The following is a 22,234-nucleotide window of genomic DNA, read 5'->3' as shown; positions in this document are numbered from 1 at the left end:
CCGCCGCTCACATCCGGAACACCCCGAAGCGGGGTGCCTCCGGGATCGGGGCTTCGAGGCATGCCGCCAGCGCCAGGCCCAGCACGTCGCGGGTCTGGGCCGGGTCGATCACGCCGTCATCCCACAGGCGGGCGGCGGCGTAGTAGGGGTTGCCTTCGTCCTCGTACTTCTGGCGGATCGGCGCTTTGAAGGCTTCGGCCTCTTCGGGCGACCATTTCGCGGCATCGCGGTGGACGGTGGCCAGTACCGATGCCGCCTGCTCGCCGCCCATCACCGAGATACGGGCATTGGGCCAGGTGAACAGGAAGCGCGGATCGTAGGCGCGCCCGCACATGCCGTAGTTGCCCGCGCCGAACGAGCCGCCGATCAGCACGGTGATCTTCGGCACCGTGGCAGTGGCGACGGCGGTGACGAGCTTGGCGCCGTGCTTGGCGATGCCCTCCGCCTCGTACTTGCCGCCGACCATGAAGCCCGAGATGTTCTGGAGGAACAGCAGCGGGATGCGGCGCTGGCAGGCCAGTTCGATGAAGTGCGCGCCCTTCTGCGCGCTTTCCGAGAACAGCACGCCGTTGTTGGCGAGGATCGCGACCGGCTGGCCATGGATATGGGCGAAGCCGCAGACCAGCGTGCTGCCGTAGAGCGCCTTGAACTCGTGGAATTCGCTGCCGTCGACGATGCGGGCGATTACCTCATGCACGTCGTAAGAGGCGCGCACGTCCTCGGGGACGATGGCATAGAGTTCCTGCGGATCGTACTTGGGCGGGCGCGGCGCGCGCAGCGGCTGGTCGTGATGATGGCGCGGGCCGAGATGGCTCATGATATCGCGCACGATGGTCAGGGCGTGCTCGTCGTTATCGGCAAGGTGATCGGTCACGCCCGACTTGCGGCTGTGGAGATCGCCGCCGCCCAGATCCTCGGCAGAGATCACTTCGCCGGTTGCCGCCTGCACCAGCGGCGGCCCGGCAAGGAAGATCGTGCCTTGTTCCTTCACGATCACCGATTCGTCGCTCATCGCCGGAACATAGGCGCCGCCCGCCGTGCAGCTTCCCATCACGCAGGCGACCTGCGGGATGCCCTGGGCGGACATCTGCGCCTGGTTGAAGAAGATGCGGCCGAAGTGATCGCGATCCGGGAAGACTTCCGCCTGGTGGGGCAGGTTGGCGCCGCCGCTGTCGACCAGATAGATGCAGGGCAGGCGGTTTTCCTGCGCGATCTCCTGCGCGCGGAGGTGCTTCTTCACCGTCATCGGGTAATAGGTGCCGCCTTTCACGGTGGCATCGTTGCAGACGATCATGCACTGGCGACCGGAAACCGTGCCGATGGCGGTGATCAGCCCGGCGCCGGGAATGTCGTCCTCGTAGAGCCCCTGGGCGGCAAGCTGCCCCAGTTCCAGCAGGGGAGAGCCGGGATCGAGCAGCCGCTCCACCCGTTCGCGCGGCAGCAGCTTACCCCGCGAAACATGGCGTTCGCGCGATTTCTCGTTCCCGCCGAGCGCCGCATGGGCGACTTTCGCGTGGAGTTCGGCCGCCAGCGCCCGGTTGTGCCGATCGCGCGCCTGCGCTTCGGGACTGTCGAGATTGAGGCTTGTCTGGAGCACCGGTGCGCTCATGCTTGTTTCTCCGGTCCGGCCGTTTCGGCCTCTTCCCAAGTTCGAATGAAGTGTATCGCCACTGTAGACAAGCCGAAACCCCGGCGGAAATTGAAAGTTTCCCGGCTTCGTAATAGACCGTGTCTATGATCGACCAATATCTGCTGCGCTATTTCCTGGCCGTGGCCGAAACCGGCAATTTCAGCCGCGCAGCGCGCAGTGTGGCCGTTACCCAGCCGACGCTTTCGGCGGGAATCGCCAAGCTGGAGCGCGAACTGGGCGCGCGGCTGTTCGACAGGGATCGCCAGCGCGTTGCCCTGACCCCGGCAGGAAGCCGCTTCCTCGTCCGCGCGCGCCGCATCGCTGCCGAGTACGAACATGCCCTTGTCGAACTGGCCCAGCCCGCCGAGCCGAGCCTGCTGCGCGTGGGGGTGCTCAGCACGATCCCCACCGGGCTGATCGGCCGCGCGCTCGAAGAGCATAGCGCCGAATCACCGGGAGAGGCGCTCGAACTGCTCGATGGCAGCGAGCGCGATCTGGCCGAGCGGCTGGAGCGCGGGCGGATCGACGTGGCGCTGACGGTCGTGCGCCCCCACCACGCCCGCTACCGGCCCGAGGTCCTCGCGCGCGAGCGCTACATGATGGTCCTGCCGCCGGACCATCCGCTGGCGGCCGAGCGCGAAGTCCTGGCCGAACAACTCGCGCAGGACCGCATGGCGCTGCGCCGCCACTGCGAGGCGCTGCCCGAGATCAACCGCTTCTTCACCCAGCACGGCGTGCGCCCGCGCTTCGTGCTCAAGACGACCAGCGACGAGCGCGTGCTTGCAGTGATCCGCAGCGGCGCCGGGATCGGCATGATGCCCGAAGGCTTCGCGGACGGGTCGGTGCGCTTCGTGCCGGTGCGCGATTTCGAACTCTTGCGCGAGGTGGGGCTGCTGCATGGCCACGGTCCGCGGAGCAGCGCGTTCCTGGACATCCTGCGGCGCCTTTATACCGGTTCCTAACCGGCCAGTTGCTCGCTGAGCGACCGGGCGGCGCCCGCAAGTGCCTGTTTCAGTCCTTCCAGTTCCCCGCGCAGCGCCGCGCCTATGCCGATGGCGACGAGGGCATGGCTGGGCGCTCCGGTGGCGTCCGCGCCGTTTTTCCAGACCGGCGCGGCGACCACGGTGACGCCGGAGATGTAATGCCCGGCATCCACCGCCACGCCGGTTTCGCGCGCTTCGCACACTTGTGCGCACCAGTCCGCCCAGGAAGGCGCCTCGTCCCAGCGCAGGGAATCGAAGCGTGGCCTGAGATCGGCGATATCTTGATCGCAGAAAGCGGCGATGCAACGGCCGGTAGCGGAAACCAGCGCCGGGAAGCGGCTGCCGATTTGCGTCGAGAGCTGGAAGTTCTGGCTGGATTGCGACATCGCCGTGACGATGATGTGGTCCAGCCCGAAGATCTGGACGCCCAGTGTCGTCAGCCCGAATTCGCGGGCGATGCGGTCGAGCGGACCTTGCGCAAGGTCGTTGAACTGGTCCCGCTTCAACCAGGCGCGGGCCAGGGTGAGCACGCCCGCGTCGAGTGCGTAGCGCTTGGTATCGGGATCGAAAGCCACCAGTTCCTCGGCCACTAACGCCCTCAGGACGTAGAGACAGGTGCTGGGCACGAGGCCCAGTTCGCGGGCGATGGCCTGCACGCCCATTGGCGATCCGCGCTTGCCCAGCAGGCGCAGCACGGCCGCAGCCCGGGCGATGGCGGGGGCCTTGCTGGCGCGCACGGCGTCTTCGAGGGGGTCTGCGCTACTCATTGTTCAATATATAGAATAACATTCAATATTTACAAAACAAGTACGCTTCATCACCATTGCTGAACACAAGGACAAATGGCCGGCGCGTGAGTCGCGAAAAGCGATCCGGCGCGGCGCGAAGCGGGATGAGCGATGGTGAAGTTGACCGACTTTTCGAGCTATGCCGATGCGCAGGCGCATGCCTCGTCGGCCGCGCTGTGGGAGATGTTCGACGGCGACCGCGACGTGCTCAACATCGCGCATGAGTGCATCACCCGCCATGCCGACGGCTCGGGCCGGGCGGCGGTGCGGATCGCGCATGCGGACGGCCGCGACGAAATCCTCAGCTTCGATCTGATCGCCGCCGGGGCGGCGCGGTTCGCCCACTGGCTCGATGCCGAAGGCGTGCAGCCGGGCGAGCGCATCGCCTTCATGCTGGAACCCTCGCTGCCGTTCTACGTCTGCCTGTTCGGGGCGATGCAGACCGGGGCGATCTCCGTGCCGCTGTTCACGCTGTTTGGGCCGGACGCGCTGAAGCTGCGGATCGACGACTGCAAGCCCGCTATCCTCGTCACCAATGCCGAGAAGGCGGACCTTGCACGCGGGGCGGTGACGGCGGAAAACGGGCTGCGCGTGATCGTCGCGGACGAGGGGCTGCTGGACGAGATCGCGAAGTTCCCGGCGACTTATGCGCCGAAGACCAAGGCGGGCGATCTGGCGGTGTTCCAGTACACCAGCGGGACCACGCGCGAATTGCCCGAAGCGGTGAAGCACACGCACAAGGCATTGGTTACGCTGATGTTCGCGGCGCTCTACGGCACCGGGATCAGGCCGGGCGACGAGTTCTTCTGCCCGTCCTCGCCCGCATGGGGGCATGGCCTGTGGCACGGCACGCTGGCGCCGCTGGGCCTTGGCGTCACCACCGGCACGTTCGCCGGGCGCTTCGATCCGGTGCGGCTGATGAAGGCGCTGGATGACTATGGCATCACCAACATGTCGGCGGCGGCGACGCACTACCGGATGATGAAGAACAGCGGCGCGGCGGGGGACTACACGTTCCACTTCCGCAAGCTGTCCTACACCGGGGAGCCGATCGATCCGGCGACGCTGGAATTCATCGACGGGGCTTTCAAGGTGCCCGTCTGCTCGATGTACGGCACCACCGAGATCGGCGTGGTGCTGGTGAACTACCCCGGCGCGGCGGATTTCACGGTGAAGCCGGGATCGCTGGGCAAGGCGGTGCCGGGGCAGAAGCTGGAAGTGCAACGCCTCGACGGCACGCCCACCGCGCCCGGCGAGATCGGCGAACTGATGCTCTGGCGTGGCGGCGCTTGGATGACCACCAAGGACCGCGCGAAGATCGATGACGAAGGCTATTTCTACCACTGTGGCCGCGCGGATGACGTGATCATCTCCGCCGGCTGGACGATGTCCGCCGTCGAGATCGAGAACACCATGCTGCGGCATGAGAACGTCCTCGAATGCGGCGTGATCGGCGTGCCGGACGAACAGCGCGGGCAAGTGGTGAAGGCCTTCGTCGTCGCCAACCGCGCGGGCGACGATGCCTTCGTCAAGGAGCTTCAGGACTTCACCCGCGAACGTCTGGCCCAGCACGAATTCCCGCGCGTGGTGGAGTTCGTGGAGGAGCTTCCCAAGAACCCGGCCGGCAAGGTCCACCGCAAGATGCTGCGCGACCAAGAGGCGGCGAAAGCCGCTGAGGCGGTCGGCTGAAACTTATCTCAAGAATCCAGGAGAGTACCGAAATGGCAACCACAGCAGAGCCTACCACCAAGTTCCCCAAGATCACCGAGGCCGGCCTCGACGATCTGCGCGCCCGCATCGGCGTGAAGATCGAGAACACCGTCGAGCCGTGGAACTACGAAGCCACCCGCGACGCGATCCGCCACTATGCCCATGGCATCGGTGACGACAATCCGCTGTGGTGCGACCCGGAATATGCCGCGACGACGAAGTACGGCTCGATCGTCGCGCTGCCTTCGTTCCTGTTCACCACCAGCCGCATCGTCTCCGGCTACTGCGGCGGCCTTTCCGGCGTCCACGCCATGTGGGCGGGCGCCGACTGGACCTGGCACCAGCCGGTGCTGCGGGGCGACACCATCACCACCGTCGCTTACCTCAAGGATCTGGTCGAGCATCAGACCAAGTTCGCAGGGCGCTCCTTCCAGCAGATCTACCACGTCGATTTCTACAACCAGCGCGGTGAGCAGGTTGCCGGAGCGGACTCGTGGGTGTTCCGCACGGACCGTGACGAGGCGCGCGAACGCGGCACCAAGTACACCGAGGCGCGCGGCCGCGTGGAGCCCTTCACGCAGAAACAGCTCGACGAATTCTACGACATCTACGATCGCGAAGAGACCCGCGGCGCGACCCCGCGCTACTTCGAGGACGTGCAGGTTGGCGACAAGCTGCCGCCGATGATGAAGGGCCCGATGACCGTCACCGGCTTCATCTGCTACGCGCAGGGCTGGGGCGGTCTCTACATCCGCGCCAACAAGCTGGCCTACAAGATGCAGAAGGCGCACCCGGGTCTGGGCATCCGCAACCGCTTCAACGTGCCGGACTGCCCCGAGCGCGTGCACTGGGACGAAGCTTTCGCTCTGGAAGTCGGCGCGCCGGGCGCTTACGATTACGGCCCGGAGCGTTGCTCGTGGCTGACCCACCACATGACCGACTGGATCGGTGACGACGGCTTCCTGACGAAGTCGGACTGCCAGATCCGCCGCCACAACCCGGACGGCGACGCCATCGTCATCACCGGCGAAGTGACGCGCAAGTTCGAGGAAGGCGGCAAGAAGTTCGTCGAAGTGGCGCAGAAGGCGACCACCCATCGCGGCGAGCTTTCGGCCTTCGGCACTGCCGTTGCGGAACTGCCCAGCAAGGCCTGATGGTCTGAAGCCCCGAACACCGGGGGAGCGATTTCGGCCCGGACCTTTGCGCAAGGTCCGGGCCGTGTCGTATGAATGGCGCAAAGAACGACGGGAGAGAGCATGGGACAGGATGCTGCAGCCAAGCCGCAATTCGAAGCCAATGGCGATGTGCGGGTTCCGGCCTTCGTCCTGCCTGCCTCCAGCCTGCTGAGCGAAGAAGCCGCCGCGTTCCGGCGTTCGCGCGCGACGATGCCGGCTTTCGATGCTGCCGGGGAGCACGAGGCGGACGTTGCCGTCCGGCGTGAGCAGATCAATGACTATGCCGCTGAGGGCGTCGCCCGCCTGCGCGAGAATTTCGCGGTGGAGATCGCCCCGAAAACCATCGGCGGCGTAGAGGTGCTGGACGTCACCCCGGCGGATGGCAGCCACGATCCTGAGCACGTGCTGATCAACCTGCACGGCGGGGCTTTCACCGTGGGGTGGGACGGCATTGCGCTGATGGAGGCGATTCCCATCGCCGCGCTCGGCAAGTTCCGCGTCGTAAGCGTCAATTACCGCATGGCGCCCGAATACCGGCACCCGGCGGGCGTGGAGGACGTCGCGGCGGTCTATGCCGCGCTGCTGCAGGACTACGCGCCGGGCCGGATCGGCATCTACGGCGGTTCCGCGGGCGGCGCGCTGACGGCGCAAGCGGCGGCATGGCTTCCGGCGCACGGGCTGCCGCAAGCGGGCGCAGTCGGCATTTTCGGCGCCGGCGGGGTGCCGTTCGGGGCCGGCGAGTCCGCCTATGTCGCGGGCTATATCGACGGCTCGTTCCCGCCGCCGCCCGCCGACGGCAACACACCCATCGACATCACGCGCGGCTATTTCGATCATTGCGACCCGCACGATCCCAGCGCCTGGCCGGGCTATCATCTGGACGTGCTTGCCACTTTCCCGCCCACGCTGATCATCACCGGCACCCGCGCGATGGACCTGAGCCCGGCGATCTTCACGAACTCGCAGCTGCTCAAGGCCGGTATCCGCTCTACCTTGATCGTGGGCGAGGGCATGGGCCACTGCTACCACTACGGTCTCCACATGGCCGAAGGGCGCGATGCCGTGGCGCTGATCCTCTCCTTCTTCCGCGAGAACCTGTCCCGATGACCGCTGACACACCTTGGGCCGGTCCGCTTGCCGGGGTGCGGGTGATCGACTTTACCCGCGTACTGGCGGGGCCCGCTGCCAGTCTGGCGCTGGCCGACATGGGCGCCGAAGTGTTCAAGATCGAACCACCCGGCACCGGGGACGAGACGCGCACGTTCCCGCCCACGCGCGATGGCGAGAGCCACTATTACCTCGCCGTCAATCGCGGCAAGAAATCGATCGTCGTCGACCTCAAGAGCGAGGAAGGGCTGGCGCTGGTGCGCGATCTGGCGGCCAAGTGCGATGTGCTGGTGGAGAACTACCGCCCCGGAGTGATGGACCGGCTCGGCCTTGGCTACGAAGCCATGAAGGCGATCAATCCGCGCCTGATCTACTGCTCGATCTCCGGCTATGGCCAGACGGGCCCGCTGAAGGACCGGCCCAGCTTCGACATCGTGCTTCAGGCCATGTCCGGCGCGCTTTCCATGAACGGAGAGCCGGACGGGCTGCCGACCAAGCTGGGCATTCCACTGGGCGATCTGGTTGGCGGTATCAACGGGCCGATCGGCATCCTCTCCGCCCTTTACGAGCGCGAGCGGACCGGGGTGGGGCGGCATATCGACGTCAGCCTGATGGACGGGCTGATCGGCATGCTGGGCTACATCGCGCAGCTCGCCTTCTTCAACGGCACCGACCCCAGCCGGGTGGGGTCGCAGCACCCCAATCTGGTGCCCTATGGCATCTTCCCGGCGCGTGAGGGCTCCATCGTCGTCGCCTGCCTGACGCCGGGATTCTGGAGCCGCATCTGCCGCTCGATCAAGCGGCCGGAACTGACCGAAGACCCGCGTTACGACACGCTGGAAAAGCGCCGCGATGCACGGGCCGAGGTCAACGCCATCGTCAGCGCCTTTACCGAGCGGCACACGGTGGATGAACTCGTCGCGATCTTCACCGCGCACGAAGTGCCGCACGCGCCGATCCTCGGCGTGTCCGAAGCACTGGCGCAGCCGCAGGCGGTGGAGCGCGAGATGGTGGTCGAAACGCAGCACAAGACGCTGGGCCCCATCCCCATCGTGGGCCGCCCGATCCGCTTCACCGATGCACCGCAACCGGTGCCCACCGCGCCGCCGGTCCTGGGCGAGCACACCGATTCCATCCTGGAAGACGTGCTCGATCTTTCGCCGGAGCGAATTGCGCAGCTCCGGGAGCTCGGAGTGGTTGCCTGATCGGTCTCATCCGGCAAGGCTGGGACAAGAACTTGAGAGGATTTCCAGATGGCCGACCTGCGCTTCGATAACAGAGTCGCCGTGATCACCGGTGGCGGGCGCGGTCTGGGCCGGGCTCATGCGCTGCTGCTGGCGAGCCGCGGCTGCAAGATCGTGATCAACGATCCCGGCGTCTCGATGGCGGGCGATGCCACCGACGAAGGCCCGGCAGAGGCACTTGTCGCCGAAATCCGCAGCCAGGGCGGGGAAGCCGTCGCCAATACCGACAGCGTCGCCACGCCGGAGGGCGGCAAGGCGATCATCCAGTGCGCGCTCGACGCCTTCGGGCGGATCGATATTCTGATCCACTCGGCCGGGAATGTGCGGCGCGGCAAGCTGACCGATCTTGCCTACGAGGATTTCACCGCTGTCCTCGATGTCCATCTGAAGGGCGCCTATCACGTGGTGCGCGAGGCGTTTCCGCACATGATGGCGCAGGGCTTCGGGCGGATCGTGCTGACCAGTTCGATCAACGGGCTCTACGGCAAGTCGGACAATGTGACGTACGCGATGTGCAAGGCGGGCTTCATGGGCCTGTCCAACACCGCTGCGATCGAAGGGCAGCACGCCAACGTGAAGTCCAACCTGATCGTGCCCGCCGCCGTCACCCGCATGTCCGACGGGATCGACACCAGCCAGTTCCCGCCGATGGAGCCGGAGCAGGTGGCGCCGATGGTCGGCTACTTATGCCATGAAAGCTGCGAGGCATCGGGGGAGATGTTCGTCGCCATGGGGGGGCGTCTGGCGCGGGCCAAGGTGGTGGAGAACGAGGGCGTTTTCCGCAGGAACTGGTCGCTGGAACAGGTCGCCGCAGAGATCGGGAGGATCCGCGAAGGCGGCGAGACGCTTGCTTTCCCGCCGGTGCCGGACGGTCAGCTGGAACATCTGCTCTACGGATTCGGCATGATCCGCGCCGCGACTGTCTCCTGAGCGGAAAAAGCCCGCCCGGTCTTGCGACCGGACGGGCTTTCCTGAACCACGACCCCCAGGGTGGGTGAAAGGAGCCGCTGTTCCTCCTGGAGCATTTTCAAGTTGACCGTTTTCGGTCAACGACTCGAAAAATGCGGCATCAAGGAAATTGAGCGTCTTCGCTAACTGCGAAGACGCTCAAGATCAGAAGTTGGCAGTGAAGCCGACGAAGATCGTGCGGCCCAGCGCGTCGTAGACGCCCGGATAAGTGTTGCCGTTGCCGAACGACTGCAGCAGGCCCGAGTCGAGAACCGGCGGGTCCTTGTCGAACATGTTGTTCACGCCTGCGCGCAGGGTGAAGCGCTTGTCGATCGCCTGGGTCAGCGACAGATCGAAGTAGTTGTAGGCGCCGATCTTGCTGTTCACGACCGTACGGTCGGCCGAGAGCAGTGGATTGTCGGTCAGGCTCGACAGCTTGGTGCCGCCCATGTGGCGCCAGGAGAGCGAGACCGTGGTATCGGTCGGCGTCATCCAGGAGAGGCGCGCAACATGGCGCCATTCCGGGGTCGGCTGGCCGCAGGTATAGCCGAACAGGCCCTTGCAGTCGTAGGAACCGCCGCCGGGAACCGGCTGCGAGACCTGTTCGATCAGGTAGGTGCCGACCAGGCCGAGGTTGACGCTGCCCAGGTTGCCGATGTCGAAGGTGTAGTCGGCATTCACGTCGAGACCGGAGGTCTTGAGGTAGCCGGTGTTCATCGTCGTGGAGATGATATAGCCCGAGTTCTGGCCGAAGACCTGGCCCGAACGCGGATCGCGGACGAACAGACCGCAGAAGTACGGATCACCCGTGGCGGCGCACTGGCCCATGATCAGCGACGGCGCGATCGAGCCGATATAGTCCTTCACCTTGATGTTGTAGTAGTCGACCGACAGCGAGAAGCGGCGCAGCGCCTTGGGCGTGATGACGACGCCGAGCGTGTAGGTGTCGGCGGTTTCCGGCTTGAGCGCGACATTGCCGCCGCCAAGGCCGGAGCACTGGTCGGACGGGCAATCGGGGATGCTGCCGTACATGGCCTGGGTCACGCCGGTGGCCTGGCAGATCTCGAACGAGGCGCTCGGATCGCTGCCCGCGCAAGGGTCGGTGCCGTTGACGTTGCCGACCGCCTGCGAAGCGAACAGTTCGGCCACGTTGGGCGCGCGGATGGCGCGGTTGTAGCTGGCGCGGACGCGCAGGTCGTCGACCGGGGCCCACGACAGTTCGCCCTTGTAGGTCCACACATTGTAGCCCGACTTGATGCCGGTCGAGTTCTGCTTGTTGTCGTAGGACGAATAGCGCAGGCCGCCGTTGATGGTCAGCGACTTGAAGAACGGCTTGTCCTCGATCAGCGGGATTTCGATTTCGCCGAAGGCTTCGGTCACGGCGATGATGCCGTCCGAAGGCAGGGTGCCGTTCTGCTGCGCGACTTCGTCGGCCGTGAACTTCAGCGTTTCGCGGCGGCGCTCAAGGCCGAGCGCGATGCCGACGCCCGATTCGGCCCAGGGCATGGTCACGCCCAGCTCGCCGAGATCGCCGCTGAGCGAGCCGGAGAACACGCTGAGCGAGTTGCGCGATGCGGTGTTGCTTTCGCCGAAGATGTAGGCGGCCTGGTCCGCCGTCACGCCGCCGGGGGTGAAGACGTTGATCGGGATACAGTTCGGATCGGTACCGTCGATCACCGCGCGGCAGGTCGGCACGCCGTTGACGTCGATGGCGTTGAGCGCGAGGCCAGCTTTCGCCTGGTTGACGTCGTTCAGGTAGGTTTCCTTGAACTTAACCAGCGAATACATGTAGTTGACGTCGTAGCTGAAGCCGCTGCCGATGTCGCCGCGCAGGCCCGCCGAGTAGCGGTAGTCGTTGAAGCGCAAGTTGTCGCGGCGGGGCTGGCCGACCACGCGGTAGCCCACGTTGGTGGGGGCGGTGGCGTCGGTGCCCGCTGCGCTGCCGCAGATCGCGGTAAGCTGCGAGGCGTTGGCGTAAGGGTTGTTGCACGATACGTCGAACGCCGTGCCGAACCAGACCGCCGAAGGCGCGACCTGCGAGAAGGTCTGGTCGTGCATGTACATGAAGCTGCCGTAGAGTTCGGCTGCCTTGCTGAATTCGTACCGCGCGAAGCCGCCTGCGGTGATGCGCTCGTCGGAGCGCTGGAAGTAGTTGTCGGGCGCGGTGTTGTAGGCATACGAGGGATCGTAAGGCACCAGCGTGCCACTGCCGTTGTTGATCAGCGTCTGGCCCTTGTAGGGGCTGAGGTCCGAGAGCGGAATGAACGAGCCGTAAGGCGTGTTGCTGGATCCGCCGCAGAACAGCTGGTCGAAATTGCCGGAGCCGACGACGGATTCGCGGTCCTGCAGGGCGCAGGCCGAAACGTCGCGGCTCGACTGGCGGACCGGGCTGAACTTGCGGTAGCCGCCGTAAACGGTGATGTTGCCGCGGCCGTCGGCGAACTTCTTGCCTGCCGCGATGTTGACGTCCTGCTTGCCGCCGTCGGTAACGGAGGACGGGGCAGGTTCGTAGCCCGAGCCGCGCTGCATGGCGCGCAGTGCGCTATTGTTGTTGTTGTGCTGCGCGAAGCCGGTCTGGGCATCGATGCGGACGCCGTCGAGATCCTTCTTGAGCACGAAGTTCACGACGCCCGAAAGCGCGTCCGAACCGTAAACGGCCGAGGCGCCGCCCGACATCACGTCGATGCGCTCGACAAGGGCGCTGGGGATGAAGGACGTGTTGATCGCCTGCGAGGGCATCATGCGCTGGCCGTCGATCAGGGTCAGCACGCGGTTCGAACCGAGGTTGCGCAAGTTGATCTTGGAAGTGCCGTCGGAACCGTTCGAGACGTTCTCGTTGGCGTCGGCGGTGAACTGCGGAAGGCGGTTCAGCACCTGCTCGACCGTGGTGGCGCCCTGGTAGCGGAACTCGTCCGAACCGACGACGGTCTGGGGGCTGTTGCTCTCGAGATCGGCGCGTTTGATGCGGGTGCCGGTGACGACGATGTCATTGGCAACGCCGTCGGCCGGTGCGGCCTCCTGCGCCTGTGCCGTTCCAGCGATGATCGCGGTCAATGCGGCCGCGCAATAAAGTTTCCTTCTGTGACCCCTCATGGTCGTAACTCCCTTTAGATTGCGCAGACTTTGCGTCACATTTCCTTCATTGTCAAATATCGTATACGAAATATCGTATCGCTCAAGAATGTGACTGTTTTGGGCGCAAAAAGGGCGTGTCCGGCGGTTGTCGGAGAAAGGTCTGCGTCGGATTTTGAGGGGAAGGTCTGGTCGGACCAGACCGGCAATTAGCCGAATCGACTAACCGGCCAATGGCAGGCAACGCATCGCCGATGCCGGAAAACCGGCACGTGCGATCAGGGATGAAGGGAAATGGTGGGCGGTGAGGGGCTCGAACCCCCGACCCTCTCGGTGTAAACGAGATGCTCTACCAACTGAGCTAACCGCCCGAAGCGACCCGCATGGGGTGGCTCGATGAAGGCCGCTTTACGACAAATCGCGCCCGGGTCAACCGGGCGCGAAGAGGTTTTTCGCGTTTGTCGTCTACCAATCGAACCAGCGGCGACGGCGCAGGGTTGGCAGGCCGTCATGGGTGTAGTCGCTCGTTACGGTGCGCGGCGCGGTCTCCACATAGCCCGGTGCGGTGCGTTCCTCGGCAATGGCGTCGGCGCGGGCTTCTGCGCGGGCGGCGCGCAGTTCCGCATCGCGAATCCGCTCCTCGGCATTGCGGGCCTCCAGTTCGCCCCGGCGCTCGCGGGCGATGGCGTAATAGTGGTTCCACATCTGGCTATGCGCGAAGGCGAGGCACAGGCCGCCGATGATGGCGACGTTCTTCAGCGCCATGATCTGCTGCATGGGGTCGGTGAAGCGGTTGTGGAAGAACAGGATCGTCGCGGCGACGAAGACCGCGAGAAGCACCGAAACCAGCCTGACCATGAATCCGGCCGCGAGGCAGAGTCCGGCCAGCAGTTCGAACAGTCCCGCCGGAATGGCGAACCCGCCCGGCAGGCCCGCGGCGACGATCATGGTCTCGGTAGAGGCGACGTCCATGAGCTTGGAGGCGCCGGAAATCACGAAGATCAGGGCGATCAGGAAACGCCCGATGATGGCAGCGATCTTGGACATGTCTTCTCTCCCGACATGGCTTTCATGCCGGGAGAAGCGGGCTGGTGAGGTTATTGTTCCCTAGAGCCGGTGCCGCTCAAAAATGCCCTTCAGGCATTTTTCAAAAAGACTCCTAGAGCCTAGGTAGCGTTACCCCGCGTTGACCCATGTACTTGCCTGCGCGGTCGGCATAGCTCGTCTCGCAGGGCTCGTTGCCCTTGAGGAACAGGAACTGGCAGGCGCCTTCATTGGCGTAGATCTTGGCGGGCAGCGGTGTGGTGTTGGAGAATTCCAGCGTGACGTGGCCTTCCCAGCCCGGCTCCAGCGGCGTGACGTTCACGATGATGCCGCAGCGCGCATACGTGCTCTTGCCCAGGCAGATCACCAGGACGTCGCGCGGCACGCGGAAGTATTCCACCGTGCGGGCCAGCGCGAACGAGTTGGGCGGGATCACGCAGACGTCAGTGGTGCGGTCTACGAAGGAATTGGCCGCGAAGTCCTTGGGATCGACCACGGCCGAATCGACATTGGTGAAGATCTTGAATTCCGGCGCGACGCGGGCGTCGTAGCCGTAGGACGAGAGGCCGTAGGAAATGCATCCGTCGCGGCGCTGGGCCTCGACGAAAGGTTCGATCATTCCGTGTTCGAGCGCCTGCTCGCGGATCCACTTGTCGCTCAGGATAGACATGGCTGCGGTGATTGCCGATGGAACGGGCGGGAGCAAGGCCGCAGCGCGATATTGTCCACGATGACAGATGGGGAACAGGCCGGGGCGGCGGGCCGCTCGAAAAGATCGTCCGGCGAAACGCCTTTTAATTTCAGCATCTACTCCTCTTTGCTATGCCCGGCGCCATGACCGCTCAGCCCAGCACTCGTATCCTTGTCGTCTTCGGCACGCGCCCTGAGGCGATCAAGCTGTTTCCGGTGATTCATGCGCTGATGGCCGATCCGCGTTTCGAATGCGTGGTCTGCGTATCGGCGCAGCATCGCCAGATGCTCGACCAGGTGCTGGAGATCGCCGGGATCGTGCCCGATCACGATCTCGACGTGATGCAGCCGGACCAGACGCTCGACGCGCTGACCGCGAACCTGCTCACCGGGCTGGGCAAAGTGATGGATGCCGCGCAGCCCGACCGGGTGATCGTGCAGGGCGATACCGCCACGGCCATGGCGGGGACGCTGGCGGCCTATTACCGCAAGCTCCCGGTCGATCACGTCGAGGCGGGGCTGCGTTCGGGCAATATCTATCATCCCTGGCCGGAAGAGGTGAACCGCAAGATCATCGGTTCCATGGCCAGCCTGCACTTCGCACCCACGGAAACTTCCCGCAATGCGCTGGTGAACGAGAACGTCGATCCCGCGCGCGTCCATGTCACCGGCAATACGGTGATCGATGCCCTCCACTGGGTCACGGCGGAAATCGAGCGGCAGCCTTCGCTCGCGGGCGGCCTTGCCGAACTGGAAGCGCGCTTCGCGGGCAAGCGGATCATCGGCGTCACCAGCCACCGCCGCGAGAACTTCGGGGAGGGGATGGAGCAGATCGCCGCCGCCATCCGCAGGATTGCGGCGCGCAGCGACATCGCCGTGATCTTCCCGGTCCACCTCAATCCCAACGTGCGCAAGGTGATGAACGAGCGGCTTTCCGGGCTGGGCAACGTCGCCCTGATCGAGCCGCTGGACTATCCGCATTTCGCCCGCCTGCTGTCCCTGGCAGAGATCATGCTGACCGATTCGGGCGGCGTGCAGGAAGAAGCCCCCGCGCTGGGCAAGCCGGTGCTGGTCATGCGCGAAACCACCGAGCGGCCCGAGGGCGTCGCGGCGGGCACCGCAAGACTGGTCGGCACCTCGGCCGAGCGGATCGTTACCGAAATATCAACCTTGCTGGATGATAGAGTGGCCTACGAGGCCATGGCGCGCGCCCACAATCCTTTCGGAGACGGGCAGACATCGCGCCGAATCGTGGAGTTGCTTGCCAATGAAGTCCGACACCAAGCCTGACGTCTGCGTCGTGGGCCTCGGCTATATCGGCCTGCCCACCGCCGCCGTGATCGCCCGCGCCGGCTGCAAGGTGCTTGGCCTCGACGTTTCGCAGGACGTGGTCGACACCATCAACCGGGGCGAGATCCATATCGAGGAAGTCGATCTCGACGGCCTGGTGCAGGGCGTCGTTTCGCGCGGGCTGCTCTCGGCCTCGACGCGGATCGCGCCTGCCGACATCTTCGTGATCGCCGTGCCCACGCCGTTCGAAAAGGACGGCGAGGGCACCCATGCGCCCGACATCTCCTATGTGCTGGCGGCGGGCCGCGCGGTTGCCGAAGTGCTCAAGGTGGGCGACGTGGTGATCCTCGAATCGACTTCGCCGGTCGGCACGACCGAGCAGCTTCGCGACCTGATTGCCGAAATGCGCCCCGACCTGAAGATTCCGGGCATGACGCGCGACACGCCCGACGTCTCGATCGCCTATTGCCCCGAGCGCGTGCTTCCGGGCCGCATTCTCGAGGAGCTGACCAACAACGATCGCTCGATCGGCGGCATCACTCCGCGCTGCGCGCGCAAGGCGCTGGCTTTCTACAAGCGCTTCGTGCGCGGCGAATGCGTGACCACGGACGCGCGCTCGGCCGAGATGACCAAGCTGGTCGAGAACGCCTATCGCGACGTCAACATCGCCTTCGCCAACGAGCTCTCGATGGTCTCGGACCGCATGGGGCTGGACGTCTGGGAAGTGATCCGCCTCGCCAACCGCCATCCGCGCGTCAATATCCTGACGCCGGGGCCGGGCGTGGGCGGGCACTGCATCGCCGTCGACCCCTGGTTCATCGTCCATGGCGCGCCCGAAGAGACCACGCTGATCCGCACCGCGCGCGGGGTGAACGACCGCAAGATGAGCCATGTCATCGCCCGGGCAGAGGCTCTGGTGGAGGCCAACCCGGAGGCGAAAGTCGCCTGCCTCGGCCTTGCCTTCAAGGCCAATATCGACGATTTCCGCGAGAGTCCGGCGCGCTTCGTGACTAGCCGCCTCGCCCGCAAGTTCGGCAGCCGCATCCATGTGGTGGAACCTTACGCGGCGCAGCTTCCCATCGAGTTCACCGATACCGGCGTTACCCAGATCGACATCGACGACGCACTGGAGACTTGCGAGATCCTGATCGTGCTGGTCGACCACGACGTATTCCGCGTGGTCCCCCTGGCCGAACGGGCGGACAAGCTGGTCTACGACACGCGCGGCATCTGGCCAGATCAGCCGCGCGTCGTGCGCGACGAGGACGCCCGGCTGGCGCTCACCGCCTGAACAAGGCTCCGAGGGGAGGGGCGAGCGATCGCGCCCTTTCTCAGAGTCCGTTTGAAAATTCGCGAAATGCGAATTTTGCGGCACCGGCCCCGTTTGGATTCAGGCGCCCCCACCCTACCACCCGCAGGATACTACCGTTGGGTGGTAGGGTGGGGGCGCGGGCCGGTGCCGCGCAAAAATGCCCATTCGGGCATTTTTCAAACAGACCTTCAGCAGGCTACCACGTTGATGGCCAGGCCGCCTTGGCTGGTTTCCTTGTACTTGCTGGACATGTCCAGCCCGGTCTGGCGCATCGTCTCGATCACCTGATCGAGCGAGACGCGCGGGGTTTCGCCCGCGTGAAGCGCCAGCTTGGCGGCATTGACCGCCTTGACCGAGGCGATGGCGTTGCGTTCGATGCACGGGATCTGCACCAGCCCGCCGACCGGATCGCACGTAAGGCCGAGGTTGTGCTCCATGCCGATCTCGGCCGCCGCGCAGACCTGCTCCGGGGTGCCGCCCCAGACCGCCGCCAGGCCCGCCGCTGCCATCGAGCAGGCCACGCCCACTTCGCCCTGGCAGCCCATTTCCGCGCCGGAGATCGAGGCACGCTGCTTGTAGAGCAGGCCGATCCCGGCAGCGGTCAGCAGATAGCGCCGCGCTTTCGAGGGCAGGGCCTTGCGGCCCTCGCTGCAATATTGGCGCAGCAATGAGGGCACGATGCCTGCCGCGCCGTTGGTGGGCGCGGTGACGACGCGGCCGCCGCTGGCGTTCTCCTCGTTGACCGCCATGGCATAGAGATTGAGCCAGTCCATCAGCGTCTCGGCCTGATTGTCCTGCGGGCGCGAGAGGAGGTTCTGGTGGATGGACCGGGCGCGGCGGCGGACCTTGAGCGCGCCGGGCAGCAGGCCTTCGCGTTCGAGGCCGCTGTCGATGCACTGGTTCATGGCGTCGGCGATCATGTCGAGCCCGGCCAGCGTCTCTTCTTCGGGCCGTCGGGCCGCTTCGTTGGCGAGCATGACCCCGGCGATGTCGAGCCCACTTTCCGCGCAGACTTCCAGAAGCTGCGCACCCGATCCGAAGGGCCAGGCGACGGGCGGGCCGTGAACCACCTGATCGTCGGGCGCGGGCTGTTCCAACTGGTGGCGGCTGGAGAAGAAGCCGCCGCCAGTGGAGAAATACTCATGCCGGGCGACCTCTCCGCCCTCGGCGTCGAAGGCGGTCAGGACCATGCCATTGGGGTGGAGGTCGGGAATATGATCGAAGTCGAGCACGAGGTCGGTCGCGGGATCGAAGGGGATCTCGCGGCGACCGAGCAGGGCAATGCGATGAGAGGCGCGGACGGCCGCCGCGGCCTCGTGCGCTTCGGTGGGATCGGCGGTTTCCGGCTGGAAACCGATCAGGCCCATCAGGCAGGCGTCGGGGGTGCCGTGGCCTTCCCCGGTCAGCGCCAGCGAGCCTTGCAGCTCCACCAGCACGCGCGCGATAGACTCGAACTGCCCGCCGTCTTCCAGCGTCTGGAGAAAGCGCGCGGCAATGCGCATCGGTCCGACGGTGTGCGAGCTGGAAGGGCCAAGGCCGATACGGAACAGATCGAGGGCGGAGATCAAGGCTGGGACTCGCGCACGGCGGCGGGGAAAGGCACGGGAAAATCTCCGAACTGCGACTGAAGAGCGTGGATAAGGATCGTCTCGGCGGATGCAATGGTCCAGCCTGAAGAAAGCAGCCGGGACCGCCACGGTGCGGCAAAATCGCCGCAGGTGTGGAGACGTGTCAGGTGCCCATCAGATGGAGCGCGATCTCCCGCCGGTGGGCTGCGCGGCGGTGTTCGGCCAGATAGATGCCCTGCCATGTGCCCAGCGCCATGCGCCCGCCAATGACGGGAATCGAGAGGTTCACACCCGTCAGCATGGCCTTGAGATGGGCTGGCATGTCGTCCGGGCCTTCGTCATCATGGGCATAGTGGGGTCCCTCGGGCGCGATCCGGTCCAGCCAGCCCACAAGGTCGCTGCGCACCTCGCGCGCGGCGTTCTCCTGAATCAGCAGCGAGGCCGAAGTGTGGCGGCACAGCAGGGTGAGCAGGCCTTCCTCGATGCCGGTTTCGTGCAACCATTCGGCGATCGTGGCGGTGATGTCGGTCAGGCCTCTGCCGGCTGTGCCTGTCGTGATGATCGTGGTAGCCTGTATCATCGGGCCTGTCTGGACCTCTTCGGCTGCATCATCAACGCCCCATTCCGTGCCCAAAAGGCCACGAATTTAGCCTTGACGTAATGGTAAACCGGTGAAAAAACCTTGTTTTCACCGCGCCTGCCGATCTTTTGCAGGGCCTGCGGCAGACCTGTGTTATTAGCGGATTTCTGCGGCTTTCAGCCTCCATTCCTACCGTTTCCGGGCACTTTTTACGCATACCGAAGTTAGCTGGCGATTGATCTAGCCATATCTGCCGCGTATTGCCGCGCACTGCGGCGGGCCCGACAGGCCAGCGCGGAGCACGTCGCATACAGAGATCGTTCGGTCGCAAGGGCGCAGGAAAACAAGCCCTAACGCTGCGCCCGATCGGTCCAACAGGCGAGCCCGGACTCACCGGGCCGCACGAGATTCACGCAAGGGTTCGTCATGAGTTGGCTTAGCAAGGTACGCAATTCCCTCGGGGGCCTGAAGAAGCGGGACACGCCCGACAACCTGTGGACCAAGTGTCCCGGTTGCGGCGAGATGCTCTTCACCAAGGAGTTCGAGGACAATCTGTCGGTCTGCCCGCGCTGCCAGTTCCATGGCCGCATCGGTGCGCAGGCACGCTTCGACCAGCTGCTCGACGCCGGTTACGCGGTGCTGCCCGCCGCGCGGGTCCCCGAAAACCCGCTGAACTTCCGCGACAGCAAGAAGTATTCCGATCGCCTGAAGATCGCCCGCGCCGCCAACCCGTTCCCTGATGCGCTCACCAATGCGCTCGGCACGGTCGAGGGCCGCAAGCTGGTGCTCGGCGTGCAGGACTTCGCCTTCATGGGCGGCTCGATGGGCATGGCCGTGGGCGAGGCTTTCGTCGAGGCGGTCGAACGCGCCATTGCCGAGGATTGCGGCTACGTGATCTGCACGGCAGCGGGCGGCGCCCGCATGCAGGAGGGCATCCTCTCGCTCATGCAGATGCCCAAGGCCACCGTCGCCATCCGCCGCCTGGCGCGCGCGGGGCTCCCCTATATCGTCGTCCTGACAGATCCCACCACCGGCGGCGTCACTGCCAGCTACGCGATGCTGGGCGACGTCCAGATTGCGGAGCCGGGCGCGCTCATCGGCTTTGCCGGCCAGCGCGTGATTCAGGACACAATCCGCGAAAAACTCCCCGACGGCTTCCAGCGCGCCGAGTACCTCCATGCCCACGGCATGGTCGACATGGTGGTCCACCGCAAGGACCTCAAAGGCACGCTGGCCTCGCTGCTCGAATATCTTGAACGAAAGGAAGTTGCGTGAACATCGACAGCGCGCTGGTACGCGAGCTCGCCGAGCTCCTCGCTGAAACCGGTCTGACCGAAATCGAGGTCGAAGACGGCGAACGCAAGATCAAGGTCACCCGCCAGGTTGCCCAGCAGATCGTTGCCGCTGCCGCTCCGGCCTATGCCGCTGCGCCGGTTGCTGCACCCGTCGCAGCGGCGCCGGTTGCCGAGGCCGCGCCTGCTGCCGCTCCGGTCGACGCCGTGAAGTCGCCGATGGTCGGCACCGTCTACCTCGCCCCCGAGCCCACCGCGCCGAACTTCATCAGCGTCGGTCAGCAGGTCAAGGCCGGCGACGTGCTGGTGATCGTCGAGGCCATGAAGGTCATGAACCAGATCGTCGCGCCCAAGGCCGGCACGATCCAGTCCATCCTCGTCGACAACCAGCAGCCGGTCGAATTCGACCAGCCGCTCGTCGTGATCGCCTGAGGACGGTAGCTTCATGGCCATCAAGCGCCTCCTGATTGCCAACCGCGGCGAGATCGCGCTGCGCATCCACCGCGCCGCGCGCGAGATGGGCATCGAAACCGTCGCGGTCCACTCGACCGCCGACGCCGACGCCATGCATGTGCGCCTTGCCGACCACGCGGTCTGCATCGGCCCGCCCGCCGCGAAGGATTCGTACCTCAACGTCGCGGCGATCATCGCTGCGGCCGAGATCACCCATGCCGACGCGATCCACCCCGGCTACGGCTTCCTTTCCGAGAACGCCCAGTTCGCCGAGATCGTCGAGGCGCATGGCCTGATCTGGGTCGGCCCCAAGCCCGAGCACATCCGCACGATGGGCGACAAGGTGGAAGCCAAGCGCTCCGCCGGTGCGCTCGGCCTGCCGCTGGTTCCGGGTTCGGACGGCGCGATCGAGGACTTTGCCGAAGCGCGCGACCTGGCCGAGACGATCGGCTATCCGGTGATCATCAAGGCCGCTTCGGGCGGCGGTGGCCGCGGCATGAAGGTCGTGAACACGGCCGAGGAACTCGAAAGTCAGATGGGCCAGGCCCGTTCGGAGGCGAAGGCCGCCTTCGGCGACGCCACCGTCTACATGGAAAAGTACCTCGGCAATCCGCGCCACATCGAATTCCAGATCTTCGGTGACGGCAAGGGCGAGGCTGTCCACCTCGGCGAGCGCGACTGCTCGCTGCAGCGCCGCCACCAGAAGGTGCTGGAAGAAGCGCCTTCGCCGGTCATCACCCCCGAAGAGCGCGACCGCATGGGCGGCATCGTCTCCAAGGCCATGGCCGACATGGGCTATCGCGGCGCGGGCACGATCGAGTTCCTCTGGGAAAACGGCGAGTTCTACTTCATCGAGATGAACACCCGCCTCCAGGTGGAGCATCCGGTGACGGAAGCCATCACCGGCGTCGATCTCGTGCGCGAGCAGATCCGCATCGCCGACGGCCAGCCGCTCTCGTTCAAGCAGGACGAGATCGAGTTCAAGGGCCACGCCATCGAGTGCCGCATCAATGCGGAAGACCCGTGGAACTTCACCCCCTCGCCGGGCCAGGTGACGAACTACCACGCGGCGGGCGGCATGAACGTGCGCGTCGATTCGGGGCTCTACACGGGCTACCGCATCCCACCGTACTACGATTCGATGATCGGCAAGCTCATCGTCTCCGGCCGCAGCCGTAACGGCGCGATCATGCGCCTCAAGCGCGCGCTGGAGGAGATGGTGATCGACGGCGTGAAGACCTCGATCCCGCTGCACCAGGCCCTGCTTGAGGATCCCGAGTTCCAGAGCGGCGACTATACCATCAAGTGGCTGGAAGAATGGCTGGCCAAGCGCGCCTCCTGAGGCGCG

Annotated in this window: 18 protein-coding genes and 1 tRNA gene; 11 read left to right on the top strand and 8 right to left on the bottom strand. The window is 65.4% G+C overall.

The features are described 5' to 3' along the window. Positions 1-7 precede the first annotated feature (7 nt). Complete coding sequence (locus tag NTCA1_RS19910) at positions 8-1,609, bottom strand: carboxyl transferase domain-containing protein (protein WP_159831597.1); 1,602 nt, start codon at positions 1,607-1,609, stop codon at positions 8-10. Between the two features lie 125 nt (positions 1,610-1,734). Between NTCA1_RS19910 and NTCA1_RS19905 the strand changes: the two genes are divergently transcribed. Continuing rightward, a complete protein-coding gene (locus NTCA1_RS19905) occupies positions 1,735-2,592 on the top strand; it encodes a LysR family transcriptional regulator (protein ID WP_159831596.1) in 858 nt (285 codons plus the stop codon). On the opposite strand, the gene NTCA1_RS19900 is transcribed toward NTCA1_RS19905, so the two are convergent. Then, positions 2,589-3,380, bottom strand: a complete 792-nt coding sequence (locus NTCA1_RS19900; RefSeq protein ID WP_086493347.1) for an IclR family transcriptional regulator — start codon at positions 3,378-3,380, stop codon at positions 2,589-2,591. The genes NTCA1_RS19905 and NTCA1_RS19900 overlap by 4 nt on opposite strands. A 132-nt stretch (positions 3,381-3,512) precedes the next feature. Here NTCA1_RS19900 and NTCA1_RS19895 point away from each other — a divergent pair, with 132 nt between their 5' ends. From NTCA1_RS19895 to NTCA1_RS19875, 5 genes are all read left to right on the top strand, one after another. Then, positions 3,513-5,090, top strand: a complete 1,578-nt coding sequence (locus NTCA1_RS19895; protein WP_159831595.1) for an acyl-CoA synthetase — start codon at positions 3,513-3,515, stop codon at positions 5,088-5,090. A gap of 32 nt (positions 5,091-5,122) precedes the next feature. Continuing rightward, positions 5,123-6,265: a MaoC family dehydratase N-terminal domain-containing protein gene (locus NTCA1_RS19890; RefSeq protein ID WP_159831594.1), complete on the top strand. Its 1,143-nt coding sequence runs from the start codon at positions 5,123-5,125 to the stop codon at positions 6,263-6,265. A gap of 102 nt (positions 6,266-6,367) precedes the next feature. Then, on the top strand, positions 6,368-7,393 hold the full coding sequence (locus NTCA1_RS19885; RefSeq protein ID WP_159831593.1) for an alpha/beta hydrolase: 1,026 nt from the start codon (positions 6,368-6,370) through the stop codon (positions 7,391-7,393). Further along, positions 7,390-8,598 (top strand): CaiB/BaiF CoA-transferase family protein, encoded by a 1,209-nt coding sequence (locus tag NTCA1_RS19880; protein ID WP_159831592.1) that lies wholly within the window; start codon positions 7,390-7,392, stop codon positions 8,596-8,598. Before NTCA1_RS19885 ends, NTCA1_RS19880 begins: the two co-directional genes overlap by 4 nt. A 48-nt stretch (positions 8,599-8,646) precedes the next feature. Beyond that, on the top strand, positions 8,647-9,567 hold the full coding sequence (locus tag NTCA1_RS19875; RefSeq protein WP_159831591.1) for an SDR family NAD(P)-dependent oxidoreductase: 921 nt from the start codon (positions 8,647-8,649) through the stop codon (positions 9,565-9,567). 183 nt (positions 9,568-9,750) lie between these two features. On the opposite strand, the gene NTCA1_RS19870 is transcribed toward NTCA1_RS19875, so the two are convergent. The 4 genes from NTCA1_RS19870 to dcd all read right to left on the bottom strand — a co-directional run bounded on the left by NTCA1_RS19870 (position 9,751) and on the right by dcd (position 14,371). Next, the gene (locus NTCA1_RS19870; protein ID WP_159831590.1) at positions 9,751-12,678 is read right to left on the bottom strand and encodes a TonB-dependent receptor domain-containing protein; all 2,928 of its coding nucleotides are present in this window, start codon (positions 12,676-12,678) and stop codon (positions 9,751-9,753) included. Positions 12,679-12,952: 274 nt separating this feature from the next. Next, positions 12,953-13,028 (bottom strand) — tRNA-Val (locus NTCA1_RS19865). Between the two features lie 94 nt (positions 13,029-13,122). Continuing rightward, on the bottom strand, positions 13,123-13,704 hold the full coding sequence (locus NTCA1_RS19860; RefSeq protein ID WP_086493792.1) for a DoxX family protein: 582 nt from the start codon (positions 13,702-13,704) through the stop codon (positions 13,123-13,125). A 112-nt stretch (positions 13,705-13,816) separates the two neighbouring features. Beyond that, complete coding sequence (dcd, locus tag NTCA1_RS19855) at positions 13,817-14,371, bottom strand: dCTP deaminase (RefSeq protein ID WP_086493793.1); 555 nt, start codon at positions 14,369-14,371, stop codon at positions 13,817-13,819. 164 nt (positions 14,372-14,535) lie between these two features. Between dcd and wecB the strand changes: the two genes are divergently transcribed. Continuing rightward, positions 14,536-15,681 (top strand): non-hydrolyzing UDP-N-acetylglucosamine 2-epimerase, encoded by a 1,146-nt coding sequence (gene wecB, locus NTCA1_RS19850; RefSeq protein WP_159831589.1) that lies wholly within the window; start codon positions 14,536-14,538, stop codon positions 15,679-15,681. Next, entirely contained in the window at positions 15,659-16,972 is a 1,314-nt protein-coding gene (wecC, locus tag NTCA1_RS19845) for a UDP-N-acetyl-D-mannosamine dehydrogenase (RefSeq protein ID WP_159831588.1), read from the top strand. The genes wecB and wecC overlap by 23 nt, the downstream gene beginning before the upstream one ends. A 209-nt stretch (positions 16,973-17,181) precedes the next feature. Here wecC and NTCA1_RS19840 read toward each other — a convergent pair whose 3' ends face one another. Together NTCA1_RS19840 and NTCA1_RS19835 are read right to left on the bottom strand one after the other, a co-directional pair. Beyond that, the gene (locus tag NTCA1_RS19840; protein WP_159831587.1) at positions 17,182-18,561 is read right to left on the bottom strand and encodes an L-serine ammonia-lyase; all 1,380 of its coding nucleotides are present in this window, start codon (positions 18,559-18,561) and stop codon (positions 17,182-17,184) included. Positions 18,562-18,724: 163 nt separating this feature from the next. Next, positions 18,725-19,141 (bottom strand): secondary thiamine-phosphate synthase enzyme YjbQ, encoded by a 417-nt coding sequence (locus tag NTCA1_RS19835; RefSeq protein WP_159831586.1) that lies wholly within the window; start codon positions 19,139-19,141, stop codon positions 18,725-18,727. Between the two features lie 426 nt (positions 19,142-19,567). On the opposite strand from NTCA1_RS19835, the gene accD reads away from it, so the two are divergent. The 3 genes from accD to accC are packed head-to-tail and all read left to right on the top strand — an operon-like array spanning position 19,568 to position 22,228. Next, on the top strand, positions 19,568-20,416 hold the full coding sequence (accD, locus tag NTCA1_RS19830) for an acetyl-CoA carboxylase, carboxyltransferase subunit beta (RefSeq protein ID WP_159831585.1): 849 nt from the start codon (positions 19,568-19,570) through the stop codon (positions 20,414-20,416). Continuing rightward, a complete protein-coding gene (gene accB / locus NTCA1_RS19825; protein WP_159831584.1) occupies positions 20,413-20,865 on the top strand; it encodes an acetyl-CoA carboxylase biotin carboxyl carrier protein in 453 nt (150 codons plus the stop codon). The genes accD and accB overlap by 4 nt, the downstream gene beginning before the upstream one ends. Before the next feature lie 13 nt (positions 20,866-20,878). Further along, complete coding sequence (accC, locus tag NTCA1_RS19820; RefSeq protein WP_086493798.1) at positions 20,879-22,228, top strand: acetyl-CoA carboxylase biotin carboxylase subunit; 1,350 nt, start codon at positions 20,879-20,881, stop codon at positions 22,226-22,228. Positions 22,229-22,234: the final 6 nt, after the last annotated feature.

The sequence above is a fragment of the Novosphingobium sp. TCA1 genome (assembly GCF_009811895.1).
In the GTDB taxonomy this organism is placed as follows: Bacteria; Pseudomonadota; Alphaproteobacteria; order Sphingomonadales; family Sphingomonadaceae; genus Novosphingobium; species Novosphingobium panipatense_A.
The sequence above is the reverse complement of the archived record's forward strand: the minus strand, read 5'-3'. Positions and strand labels throughout refer to the sequence as shown.

What these genes read in the sequence shown, in the direction of transcription:
- NTCA1_RS19910 (WP_159831597.1), bottom strand. Translation starts at nt 1,609, where the DNA reads ATGAGCGCACCGGTGCTCCAGACAAGCCTCAATCTCGACAGTCCCGAA.
- NTCA1_RS19905 (WP_159831596.1), top strand. Translation starts at nt 1,735, where the DNA reads ATGATCGACCAATATCTGCTGCGCTATTTCCTGGCCGTGGCCGAAACC.
- NTCA1_RS19900 (WP_086493347.1), bottom strand. Translation starts at nt 3,380, where the DNA reads ATGAGTAGCGCAGACCCCCTCGAAGACGCCGTGCGCGCCAGCAAGGCC.
- NTCA1_RS19895 (WP_159831595.1), top strand. Translation starts at nt 3,513, where the DNA reads ATGGTGAAGTTGACCGACTTTTCGAGCTATGCCGATGCGCAGGCGCAT.
- NTCA1_RS19890 (WP_159831594.1), top strand. Translation starts at nt 5,123, where the DNA reads ATGGCAACCACAGCAGAGCCTACCACCAAGTTCCCCAAGATCACCGAG.
- NTCA1_RS19885 (WP_159831593.1), top strand. Translation starts at nt 6,368, where the DNA reads ATGGGACAGGATGCTGCAGCCAAGCCGCAATTCGAAGCCAATGGCGAT.
- NTCA1_RS19880 (WP_159831592.1), top strand. Translation starts at nt 7,390, where the DNA reads ATGACCGCTGACACACCTTGGGCCGGTCCGCTTGCCGGGGTGCGGGTG.
- NTCA1_RS19875 (WP_159831591.1), top strand. Translation starts at nt 8,647, where the DNA reads ATGGCCGACCTGCGCTTCGATAACAGAGTCGCCGTGATCACCGGTGGC.
- NTCA1_RS19870 (WP_159831590.1), bottom strand. Translation starts at nt 12,678, where the DNA reads ATGAGGGGTCACAGAAGGAAACTTTATTGCGCGGCCGCATTGACCGCG.
- NTCA1_RS19860 (WP_086493792.1), bottom strand. Translation starts at nt 13,704, where the DNA reads ATGTCCAAGATCGCTGCCATCATCGGGCGTTTCCTGATCGCCCTGATC.
- dcd (WP_086493793.1), bottom strand. Translation starts at nt 14,371, where the DNA reads ATGTCTATCCTGAGCGACAAGTGGATCCGCGAGCAGGCGCTCGAACAC.
- wecB (WP_159831589.1), top strand. Translation starts at nt 14,536, where the DNA reads ATGACCGCTCAGCCCAGCACTCGTATCCTTGTCGTCTTCGGCACGCGC.
- wecC (WP_159831588.1), top strand. Translation starts at nt 15,659, where the DNA reads ATGAAGTCCGACACCAAGCCTGACGTCTGCGTCGTGGGCCTCGGCTAT.
- NTCA1_RS19835 (WP_159831586.1), bottom strand. Translation starts at nt 19,141, where the DNA reads ATGATACAGGCTACCACGATCATCACGACAGGCACAGCCGGCAGAGGC.
- accD (WP_159831585.1), top strand. Translation starts at nt 19,568, where the DNA reads ATGAGTTGGCTTAGCAAGGTACGCAATTCCCTCGGGGGCCTGAAGAAG.
- accC (WP_086493798.1), top strand. Translation starts at nt 20,879, where the DNA reads ATGGCCATCAAGCGCCTCCTGATTGCCAACCGCGGCGAGATCGCGCTG.